General features: G+C 65.7%; 9 protein-coding genes. 3 read left to right on the top strand and 6 right to left on the bottom strand.

Features of this window, described 5'->3' with window-relative positions; genetic code table 11:
- The first annotated feature begins 121 nt into the window (after positions 1–121).
- Positions 122–1,735: a glucan biosynthesis protein gene (locus CF68_RS12025; RefSeq protein ID WP_035818872.1), complete on the top strand. Its 1,614-nt coding sequence runs from the start codon at positions 122–124 to the stop codon at positions 1,733–1,735.
- A 119-nt stretch (positions 1,736–1,854) separates the two neighbouring features.
- Positions 1,855–2,547 (top strand): GntR family transcriptional regulator, encoded by a 693-nt coding sequence (locus tag CF68_RS12020; protein WP_035818870.1) that lies wholly within the window; start codon positions 1,855–1,857, stop codon positions 2,545–2,547.
- A 24-nt stretch (positions 2,548–2,571) separates the two neighbouring features.
- Here the strand turns inward: CF68_RS12020 and CF68_RS12015 are convergent, their stop codons facing one another.
- Complete coding sequence (locus tag CF68_RS12015) at positions 2,572–3,447, bottom strand: EamA family transporter (protein WP_035818981.1); 876 nt, start codon at positions 3,445–3,447, stop codon at positions 2,572–2,574.
- Positions 3,448–3,663: 216 nt separating this feature from the next.
- The gene (locus CF68_RS12010) at positions 3,664–3,849 is read right to left on the bottom strand and encodes a hypothetical protein (protein ID WP_010810228.1); all 186 of its coding nucleotides are present in this window, start codon (positions 3,847–3,849) and stop codon (positions 3,664–3,666) included.
- Between the two features lie 300 nt (positions 3,850–4,149).
- On the opposite strand from CF68_RS12010, the gene panP reads away from it, so the two are divergent.
- A complete protein-coding gene (gene panP, locus CF68_RS12005) occupies positions 4,150–5,802 on the top strand; it encodes a pyridoxal-dependent aspartate 1-decarboxylase PanP (RefSeq protein WP_035818979.1) in 1,653 nt (550 codons plus the stop codon).
- Positions 5,803–6,147: 345 nt separating this feature from the next.
- Here panP and CF68_RS12000 read toward each other — a convergent pair whose 3' ends face one another.
- From CF68_RS12000 to CF68_RS11985, 4 genes are all read right to left on the bottom strand, one after another.
- Positions 6,148–7,569: an aldehyde dehydrogenase family protein gene (locus CF68_RS12000; protein WP_035818866.1), complete on the bottom strand. Its 1,422-nt coding sequence runs from the start codon at positions 7,567–7,569 to the stop codon at positions 6,148–6,150.
- Between the two features lie 106 nt (positions 7,570–7,675).
- Positions 7,676–8,641, bottom strand: coding sequence for a PDR/VanB family oxidoreductase (locus tag CF68_RS11995; RefSeq protein WP_035818862.1), 966 nt, complete (start codon positions 8,639–8,641; stop codon positions 7,676–7,678).
- 35 nt (positions 8,642–8,676) lie between these two features.
- Positions 8,677–9,969, bottom strand: coding sequence for a cytochrome P450 (locus CF68_RS11990; RefSeq protein ID WP_035818861.1), 1,293 nt, complete (start codon positions 9,967–9,969; stop codon positions 8,677–8,679).
- 29 nt (positions 9,970–9,998) lie between these two features.
- Positions 9,999–11,108 (bottom strand): NAD(P)-dependent alcohol dehydrogenase, encoded by a 1,110-nt coding sequence (locus CF68_RS11985; protein WP_035818860.1) that lies wholly within the window; start codon positions 11,106–11,108, stop codon positions 9,999–10,001.
- Positions 11,109–11,136 lie beyond the last annotated feature (28 nt).

The raw sequence follows: 11,136 nt of genomic DNA, 5'->3' as shown, positions 1-11,136 counted from the left end.
GGGGGCGGGGGGGGGGGGGGGGGGGGCCGCCTGTAACAGAGGGTGTCCGAACTTTTCGCGGACGGCGGCGTCTCTTACAGTTCTGCACAACCCTCGGACAATAAAAGGACGCTTTCGCCACATGATGAACCGCCGAACCCTGCTGGTCTCCGCCACTGCCTCCGCCGCGCTCGCCGCACTGGGCATTACCCCGTCGGTGCTGGCAGCCAGCCGGATCAAGCTCGGCGACGCCCAGCCATTCGGTTTCGACGCCCTGATCGAACGCGCCCGCGCGCTGGCCGGCAAGCCCTACGCGCCGCCGCCGTCGCCGCCCGCGGACGTGCTGTCCCGCATCGACTATGACGCCCACGGCAAGATCCGCTTCCGCACCGACGACGCGCTCTTTGCCAGTGGCCCCGGCCAGTTCCCGGTCACCTTCTTCCACCTCGGCACGTACTTCCGCACGCCGGTGCGCATGCACGTGATCGAACGCGCCAAGGGCGGCCCCGGCCAGGCCCGCGAGATCGTCTACGACGACGCCTACTTCGACATGCCGGCCGACAGCCCCGCGCACAAGCTGCCGCCGGGCAGCGGCTTTGCCGGCTTCCGCTTCCAGGAAAGCCGCCTCGGCGACCAGAAGACGCGCGACTGGCGCAAGAACGACTGGGTTGCCTTCCTGGGGGCGTCGTATTTCCGCGCCATCGGCGACCTTTACCAGTACGGGCTGTCCGCGCGCGGCGTTGCCATCGACGTGGCCGAAGCCGGCAAGTCCGAGGAATTCCCGGCTTTCACCCATTTCTGGTTCGAGACGCCCGAGGGCAACGGCGATACCGTCACGGTCTATGCCCTGCTGGATGGCCCCAGCATCGCCGGCGCCTACCGCTTCGTCATGCAGCGTGGCAAGGCCGTGATCATGGATGTGGAATGCGCGCTGTTCCTGCGCAAGGATGTGGGCCGGCTGGGGCTGGCGCCGCTGACCTCGATGTTCTGGTTCTCCGAAGGCATCAAGGGCACCGCCGTCGACTGGCGCCCGGAGGTGCACGATTCCGACGGCCTGGCGCTGTGGAACGGTGCCGGCGAGCATATCTGGCGCCCGCTGAACAACCCGCCGCAGACCACGGCCTCGGCGTTTTCCGACGACAACCCCAAGGGCTTCGGGCTGCTGCAGCGCGACCGCCTGTTCGACCACTACCAGGACGGCGTCAACTATGAGCGCCGCCCGAGCCTGTGGGTCGAGCCGCGCGACGGCTGGGGCCCCGGTTCGGTGCAGCTGGTGGAGCTGCGCACCGATGACGAGATCCACGACAACATCGTCGCCATGTGGGTGCCCAAGGCCCCGGCCAAGGCCGGCAGCACCTACCGCCTGCGCTACCGGCTGCACTGGCAGGCCGACGAGCCCTTTCCCTCGCCGCTGGCGCGCTGCGTGGCCACGCGCCTGGGCAATGGCGGCCAGCCGGGCCAGCCGCGGCCCAATGGCGTGCGCAAGTTCATGGTCGAGTTCAAGGGCGCGTCGCTGGAGAAACTGCCCTTCGGCGTCAAACCCGAGGCCGTGCTGACCGCCTCGCGCGGCACCTTCTCCTACGTCTTCACCGAGGCCGTTCCCAACGGCGTGCCGGGCCACTGGCGTGCCCAGTTCGACCTGACCGCAGACGGCAACCAGCCGGTCGATATCCGCCTGTTCCTGAGGCTGAAGGGCAAGCCGCTGTCCGAGACCTGGCTCTTTCAATACCACCCGTTCCAGTCGCCGGCGGGCTGAGGCGCCCGGCCCGGCGCGCGCCGGGCCCTTTACACCATATTGCGTCGCCGTGATGTCAGGCGCGCACGAGCGGGTATGATGGCTGGCTACGACAGTTCAACCGCATCAGCCAGCCTCACATGATTTCTCAAGAGTTCGCCGGCGCCGCCGAGAGTGGCCAGGCCGCATCGCTCCCGCGCTCAGAGCGCGCCTACCAGCAACTGCGCGCCGCCATCCAGGCCGGCCAGCTGCCCCCCGGCACGCGGCTGCGCGAAGTGGAACTGGCCGAATCCCTGGGCCTGTCGCGCACGCCGGTGCGTGAAGCGCTGTCGCGGCTGGAGTCCGAAGGGCTGGTCGTCAACGAGCCCAACCGCGGCATGATGGTCACCCAGCTCGACGCCAGCATGGTCAGCGAGCTTTACGTCATGCGCGAAGTGCTGGAAGGCACCGCCGCCGCGCTGGCCGCACGCCATGCCACCGACGTGGAGATCTCGCTGCTGCGCGATATCGTCGAGCGCGACCTGGCGTTCGCCGACGACCCGGACCGGCTGGCGCAGAACAACCGCCTGTTCCACGAAACCCTGCACCGCTGCGCGCATAACCGCTACCTGCTGAAGAACCTGCGCTCGCTGCATGAGTCGATGGCGCTGCTGGGGCGCACTACGCTCTCAGTGCCGGGACGCGCGCGCAGCTCGTACGAGGAACATATCGCGCTGGTGGAGGCGCTCGAACAGCGGGACCCGGCGCTGGCGGAACAGATCGCGCGCCGGCATATCCAGCAGGCCTACAAGGTGCGGCTGTCGCTCTGGATCCAGGAACAGTCGGGCAGTTGATCTGCCCGGCAGCAGCCGGCAGTATCAGGCCGCCTGGGCCCGCGCCGTGCGCAGCGTGCCCAGGCTGAGCACGGCCAGCGCCACCAGGATCAGCATTACCGCACCCAACGTCTGCGGGGCGATCTGCTCGCCGCCCAGCCACGCGCCCATCGCCAGCGCCACCGGCGGGTTCACATAGACATAGCTGGCCGACAGCGTCTGGCTGACCGTTGACACCAGGTACATATAGGCAGAAAACGCCACCAGCGACCCCGCCACCACCAGGTAGACCCAGGCCCAGCCGGCCTGCGCGCTGACCGATGCCGGCCACGGCTCCTGCCGCAATGCCGACAGCACCATCAGCACCGCGCCGCCGATCAGCATCTCCGCGGCAAATGCAGCGGCGCCCTGGGGCAGTTCCAGCCGGCGCGCCAGCTGCGAGCCGAACGACCAGCTCGCCACTGCCAGCATCAGCGCCACCACGCCCCCGGTGCTGACGCGGAATTCCGCACCCGCGGTCAGCACCAGGATGCCCAGGCTGCCGATCGCGATCGCCACGTACTCATACCATTTTGGCCGGTTGCCGAAGCAGGCACTCCAGATCAGCGCGAAGATCGGCATCGACCCGATCATCACCGTGGTGGCACCGGAAGAAATCGTCTGCTCGGCAATCGCGGTCAAGCCCATGCCGCCCACCAGCAGGAACAGCGCCGGCACCGCGCAGTTGCGCAACAGCCGCCACGACGGCATCGGCGTGCCCCGCCACGCCAGCCAGGCGGCCAGCAGCAGGCCCGCGCACAGGAAGCGTGTGCCCATCATGAACAGCGGCGGAAAGCTCTCCAGCGTAAAGCGGATCGCCAGGTAGGTCGTGCCCCAGACCACATAGGTGATCAGCAGGCACAGCAGCACAAGCGGGGGCATGGTCGGGAAGGCGTATTGCGAAGGCATCCACGATAGCCCCCTGCCACGTCCCGGCAAAACGAAAAGGTCTGGCAAGCCTTGCGAAAGTTGTTCACAAAGCACGTAAAAACCGCGGGCGAAACAAAACCGGCCGCGTCTGCCCGGGCGGGCGCACGTATGGCCGGTTCTACAACGCAGCCCGGAACGGGCCGCAACTACTATGCTGCAAACAACTCTTTAGCCGTTGGCGTAGACCACGTGAGCCTTGCGGGCCTGGGTCTGCAGGCGCTCGATCGCGCTCTGGACGAAGGCGATGGCGCGCTTCACGTCGTGGGCGAAGCCCAGGCTTTGCGTACCGAGTTCACGGTCGATCAGTTCGCGTTCGAGTTGGTCAGTCAGCTTGATATCGGATTGGGTGTTCATGGCGTCCTTCCTTTCGGGATTACCCTCATGGGGTTTTCCCTGATTGTAGCAGAGGAATTGTCGCGCTGCAGCATTAGGTGAAAGTACGTATGTGGGAGAGCAACGGTTGGGCGGTATCCCGAGGCCCCTTCACGCTGCAGCATAGCTATGTCAAGACGGGTTCGCCGGGGGCTTACCGTCAACGGGGAGCGGCGACGTCATCAAAGGTGCCGGTCGGGGGCCGTCGGCCATCCGCATCCGTCCGATCCGGCATAATGCCCGGTGCACCATGGCGCTACGGGATTGAACTGGGTAATGCAAATGAAGCCGGACAGCTCTCGCGAAGAGACCTCACAAAGCACGGACGGGGGCGACGACTGCCCCTTGCACTGGTTCGATGCGGATCTGGGTGCATTCGAATCGCTCGAGCGATTGATCGCCGAGCATCCGGCGGATTTCTTTGCGGGTGAGCGTTTTGATCCGGTTGGCGCCTGCGCCACACGCGAGGCGGTGTTCGCGTCGGTTGAGCTGCCCGAGACTCCGACATCGCCGCAAGCGCATGCCGATCATTTGCTCAATGACGTGTTTCGGCACGTGATGCCCGTGGCATCGCCTACTTTCGTCGGACACATGACGTCGTCGCTGCCGTCGTTCATGCCCTCGCTGGCCAAGGTGCTGGCAGCGCTGAACCAGAATGTCGTGAAGCGCGAGACGTCGGGCGCGCTGACAGGGCTCGAGCGCCAGGTCATCGGCATGCTGCACAAGCTGGTGTTTGCCCAGGACAGCGTGTTCTATGCGAGATGGCTGCACGATGCCGACCACGCGCTCGGCGCGATCTGTTCTGGCGGCACGGTCGCCAACCTCACCGCGCTATGGGCGAGCCGCAACAACTTGCTAGGCGCGCGTGATGGCTTCGCCGGCATCCATCGCGCCGGACTGGTGGCGGCGCTACGCCATTACGGCCATGACGGGCTTGCAATCGTCGTCTCGGAGCGCGGGCACTACTCGTTGCGAAAGGCAGCCGATGTCCTTGGCATCGGGCGCGACAATCTCGTGCCGGTCGGGGTCGATGCAGACGGTCGCATGCGCATCGACCTGCTGCGCGACACCATGCGTGACCTGCAGCAGCGCAACATCCGGCCGATGGCGATCGTCGGCATAGCGGGGACGACGGAGACGGGCGCGGTCGATCCGCTTGACGGGATTGCGGATGTTGCTCATGAGGCCGGCTGCCATTTCCACGTGGATGCCGCATGGGGCGGCGCAACCCTGCTGTCGGAGCGCGAGCGCTGGCGCTTCGCGGGCATCGAGCGTGCCGATTCCGTCGTCATCGATGCGCACAAACAGTTCTACGTGCCGATGGGTGCCGGCATGGTGCTGTTCCGGAGCCCCGCGTGGACGCAGGAAATCATCCAGCATGCGAACTACATCGTGCGCAAGGGCTCGGTGGACCTGGGGCGCCATACACTCGAAGGATCGCGCGGCGCGGCGGCAGTCATGCTCTATGCGAACCTTCATCTGCTCGGTCGCAAGGGGTTGGCGCAGTTGATCGATCGTAGCATCGACAACGCCCACTACTTTGCATCCCTGATTGCGCAGCAGCCGGATTTCGAGCTCGACAGCCACCCGCAGCTTTGCATCCTGACCTATCGCTATGTGCCCGAGACCGTGCGTGCCGCGCTGGCAACGGCTTCGGCCGACAGGCGCGAGAAGATCCTGGACGCGCTGGATGCGCTGACCATCAGCATTCAGGAAATGCAGCGCGATGCCGGCCGCTCGTTCGTATCGCGCACGCAGTTGATGTCGGCGCAGTGGGGTGGCCGCCCGATTGCCGTTTTCCGCGTGGTGCTGGCCAACCCGGATACGACGCATGCCATGCTGCAGGACATCCTCGACGAACAGCGCGCGCTGGCGGCGGCCAGCCCATGCATGGCGCCGCTGATGGCGCTGGTGGGGGCGCCGGACGCCGCGTGAGGCATTTGCAACTGGTGCGCGCGATTCGTCGACCGTGTGTCGCTGGTCACGGTCAGCCGAGTACTGTCATTGACTGACTCGTAGATTCGGTGGGCTCGTCGGAAGTTAGGCGAATGCAGTGTCAATGGGCGGCTGCATCCTGGGGTACTTTGCCTCGTACACCGGGACGCTGCGCTCGGCATCGATGTCCCTGGCCGACCAGACCCTGGTCGAGCTTGGCGCGGACACGCTGCTGGCGCAGGGGCATGCAAATTTCCGCTTCGTGCTCGCAGACGGGCGCGAAACCGACTCGGCACTGCGGACGACTTGGGTGCTGGTCAGGCGCCTGGGCGTGTGGCAGGCGGCTTATTGCGAGCGCTTCAGCGAAACCGTCCGCGGCACCGTATATTCCAGCAGCCCCTCGACGCCGTTCTCGATGCCGACGCCCGATTGCTTGTGGCCGGCCATGGGCTTGTGGGGCCCAAGGGTGTGAATCTGGTTGACCCAGACGGTACCGGTGTTGAGCCGCAACGCGACTTGCATGGCGGCCTCCGCGTCGCGGCCCCAGACCGAACCTCCCAGTCCATATTCGCTGTCATTCGCCCGCGAGATGGCCTCGTCCACGTCGCGGAACTTGAGCAAGGGCAGGATCGGGCCGAAGGGTTCTTCGCGGACCACGCGTGCGCTGTCCGGCGGGTTGTCCACCAGCGTGACTGGGAAGAAATAGCCGCTTCCGTCCGCCACGTCGCCGCCGGCGAGGATGCGATAGCCGGCGCTGCGCGTGTCCTCCAGCAGCGCCTTGAGCCGCTCGAACTGGCGGCGGTTCTGCACCGGGCCAAGCTGGACGCCTTCCATGTCACCCGGGCCAATGCGCGTCTCCCGCGCCAGGCGGACCAGCGCCTGCGCCAGCCGGTCGTAGACATCCTCATGGATATACAGCCGCTTGATCGCCAGGCAGTACTGCGCGTTGTTGGCAAACGCCCCCCAGAAGATCGCGGGCGCGATGGCCTCGACATCGGCATCGGGCAGGACAATGGCGGCGTCATTGCCACCCAGCTCCAGCGTCAGCCGTTTCAGGTTGACCGCCGCTGAGGCCATCACTGCGCGGCCGGTCTGGGTAGAGCCCGTAAAGCTCAGCTTGTCGATGCCCGGATGGGCCGACATCAACGGCCCAAGGGCATCGCCGCCACTGATGACATTGAGCACGCCAGCCGGCAGGACATCGCGCAGCAGTTCGCCCAGCTTCAGCGTCGTCAGTGGCGTGAATGGCGATGGCTTGAGCACCATCGTATTGCCGGCAAGCAGGGCCGGCGCCACCTTCCACATGGCGAGTGCCAGCGGGAAGTTCCAGGGCACGATGCCGCCAACGACGCCCAGCGGCACGCGCAGGACACGGACCTGCTCGGTGGCAGACTCGCTGACCGTCTCCACCGGGAGTTCGAGCCTGGCCATCTCGGTGCACCAGATCGCCGCCCTTTGCACTTCCTGCCGCGCCTGGGCAAGGGGCTTGCCCTGCTCCCGCGTCAACAGTTGCGCCAGTTCCTCCAGGTTGGCGGTGATGGTCTCGCCGATCCTGACGACATATTGCTGGCGCGCGTGCAGCGGCAAGCCAGCCCAGGCCGGCGCGGCGCGCCGCGCGCTGGCAACGGCCTCGTCCAACTGCGCCGGGGTCGCGTCGGGTGCTGCGGCAATGGCGCGTTCCGTTGCGGGGTTGAGTACATCAAAGCCGGCCAGCGTGGGCGCGGCTTTGCCATCAATGGTCATGCTGAATCCAGCGGTGTCACCCATGATGATTGGGACCTCTTTTTAACCAAACGGATTGTTCGACAGGCCACTCCGACGACACGCGGCTGTCCGAAGCCGGGCCTGCGTCGCCGGGTGGCGGATTGGCGCTTCAAAGATCGAGGACAAGCAACGAGGATTTCGCGCGCGAGCAGCAAGGCGTGAACTGGTTGCCGCAAGCGTGTTCTTCATCGGTCAGGAAGACGTCCCGATGATCGGCCTCGCCCTCCAGCAGGCGCGTCACGCACGTCCCGCACGTGCCCTCCTCGCACGAGGTGTAGATGTCGATGCCGGCTTCGAGCAGCACCGAAGTGATCGAGCGGTCCGCGGGAATATGGAAGACCTGGCCGGTGCTGGCGATCCTGACGTCGAAGGTGCTGTCCTGCGAGGTATCGACGGGCCTGGCACTGAAGTACTCGTATCGCACTCGCTGCTTCGGGATTCCCGCTTGCTCGGCCGCGCGGCAAACCCATTCGATAAAACCCGAGGGTCCGCAGACGTAGATCTCGTCATCGCTTCCCGCCTGGGCGAACAGCATGACAGGATCCAGCTTCTGCGCATCGCCCTGATCGTCGTAGTGGAAGGCGACTTGCTGCCTGTACGGGGATTGCCCGATACGGCTGCGGAACGCTGCCTTGTCCTGGCTGCGCGCGCAGTAATGCAGGGCAAAGCCGGTTGCCGACGCGTGCAAGGCCTCGGCCATGCATAGCATCGGCGTGACGCCGATCCCGCCGGCGATCAGGATGCTGCGGGTGCCCGCCTTCAGCGGAAAATGGTTCCTCGGCGCGCTGATCTCGATGACAGCGCCCGCCTCAAGCCGCTCATGGATGGCGACCGAACCGCCGCGCGAGGCGGGATCCCGAAGCACGCCGATCAGGTAACGGTGGCGTTCCGACGGCGCATTGCAAAGCGAATACTGCCGCACGACTCCGGGAGCAACGTGGACATCGATGTGGGCGCCGGCCTCGAACGGTGGCAGCTCGCCCCCGTTCGGGTCGCGCAGCTCCAGGCTGATGATGTCGTCGGTTTCGCGGTTGCGTTGCGCAATGCGTACGAAAAGTGTGTCTTGGGAATTCATGGCGCGATGCCTTGCTGCAGACTGCGAAGGGATGGCTACTGCATGACGCAGCGAACGGGAAGATGCTTGGGTCCGCCGACGAAGCAGGAGGCGATCATTTCCATCTCGCCTGCCGCTTCCACGCGTTGCAGGCGCGGAATCATTTCCTCGAACAGGATGCGCATTTCCATCTTGGCCAGGTGCTGGCCCAGGCAGACATGGGCGCCGAAGCCGAACGCCAGGTGGCGGTTGGGCTTGCGGTCGATGTTGAAGTCAAAGGGCTGGTCGAAGACCTCTTCATCCCGATTGGCCGAGCCGTAGCACAGCATCAGCCAGTCGCCCTTGCGAATCGTGCGTCCGCGGATCTCGGTGTCTGCCGTCGCGGTCCGCATGAAATGCCGGACCGGCGAGGCGATGCGCACCGCTTCGTCAATGAACTGCGGAATCAGCGACGGGTCGGCCTGGAGCCGGGGCAGCAACTCCGGATACTGGCTCAGCGCCCACATCGCGACCGCGGACGAGGACGATGTGGTGTCGTGGCCTGCCGTGGCAATGATGACGTAATACCCCAGCCGGCTGACCTCGCTGATCGGCTCGCCGTTGACGACGGCGTTGGCGAGCAGCGTTGCCACGTCATTGCGCGGATTGACCCGCCGCTCGGCGGTGACTTTCTCGAAATAGTCCCGGAAGTCCGCCACCACCGCCATCAGGTTCTTTGCCATGGCGCCGTCATCCGCGCTCTTTTCCTGCTTGGCGCGTTTGAGTTCAGGATCCTCGCTACCAAAAAGCTCCTGGGTCAGCAGCAGCATCCGTGGCTCATCCTCAGGCGGCACGCCGAGGATGTCCATGATGACGTGCAGCGGATAATGCAAGGCAATGTCCTTGGCGAAATCGATGGTGTTGCCATCGCTTTGCTGCAGCTTGTCAACAATCTGCCGCGCCAGCCCACGGATGCGCTCATCCAGCTTCAGGATGCTGTTAGGCATGAACCACGACTGCGTCAGCGCACGCAGGCCCTTGTGCTCGTCGCCATCCACGTGGACCAGCGCCTTGACGATGTTCGGGCGGCCGGTGGTCGCGATCACATGGTCTATCGAAGCCTTGGGCCGGCAGACGACGGAGTAGTCCCCGTTGTGGAAGAGATTGTGGTCGCGCGAGATGGCGGTCACGTCGGCGTGCTTGGTCACGACCCAGAACGGATCGAAACCGTCATTGACGGCGCGCCCCAGCTGATTGTTCTCACGCGCCCACGTATAGGCCGCGTGCAGCCGGGCGGGATCGGCATAGGCGCTGGGATCGACCAGGACTTGCGCCACGTCGCCGGGAAGATCGAAATCGGTGTGGTTCATGGTATCGAACTGGATGGTGGGGTTGGGGCTCAGGGCAGCAGCACGGGCTTGACACACAGCCCCTGCTTTTGCTCCGCGACGGCGCGGTTGATGTCGGCAAGGGGATAGGCCTTGACCAGCCTGTCGAAGGGGAAGCGTCCCTCGAGATACAGGGCCATCAACTGCGGGATGAACACATCGGGATCGCTGTCGCCTTCGATGATCCCGCGGTAGGTGAAGCCGCCGCGCATGACCTCGCGCAGCGTGCCCGGCAGGCCCAGGCTCGTCGCATGCGCGGGCGGCACGCCGACAAAGCCGAAGGTGCCGCGCGGCGCCAGCAACTTGGGCACCGCTTCGATGACGGCTGGGATGCCGCTGGTATCCAGCGCAAAGTCGACCCCATGGGGCGCAATGGCGCGCACGGCGGCAGCCAGGTCGGGGCTCTGGGCTGGATCGATCGCATGCGTGGCGCCGAGCGACAAGGCCAGGTCGCGTCGGCTGGCGTCGGGCTCGACCACGATGATCGTCCCGCATTTCTGCAGCACGGCGCCCATCACTGCACTGAGCCCGACCGCGCCTGCGCCCAGCACCACCAGCGATGCGCCTTCATGACATGCCATCGAGCGCATGACCGCGCCCGCGCCGGTCTGGATGCCGCAGCCAAGGGTGCCGGCGATCTCCAGCGGAACGCCGTCCGGCACCTTCACCACGTTGCGTTCGGTTGTCACTGCATGCGTCGCGAATGAGGACTGGCCGAAGAAGTTGCCGGAGATCTCGCCATTGCCGTCGCGCATCGATTTGGAGCCATCGGCGCGCTGGCCGACGAAATTCAGCGCTGCCATCGCGTGGCAATAGGCCGGGGCATGGCGATCGCACTGCGGACAATGGCCACAGGAGGAGAACGTGATGGCCACGTTGTCCCCGGGCTTCACCTTGGTTACGCCGGCGCCGACCATCGCGACAACGCCGGCGCCTTCGTGCCCGAACACGGCCGGCATGGCGACGGGGAGCAAGCCTTCGGCAGCGACAAGATCGGTATGGCAAAGCCCGGCGCCGACAATCCTGACCAGGATTTCCCCTGCCCCCGGAGGGTCTAGTTCGACCTCTTCGAGGACGAATGGCGCGCACGGCGCCCGTGTCACTGCAGCAGTGATTTTCATGGTGTCTCCGCTTGGTTGTATTGGCTGG

The sequence above is a fragment of the Cupriavidus sp. SK-4 genome (assembly GCF_000611125.1).
Taxonomy (GTDB): domain Bacteria; phylum Pseudomonadota; class Gammaproteobacteria; order Burkholderiales; family Burkholderiaceae; genus Cupriavidus; species Cupriavidus necator.
This window is presented reverse-complemented; position numbering and strand designations above follow the sequence as displayed.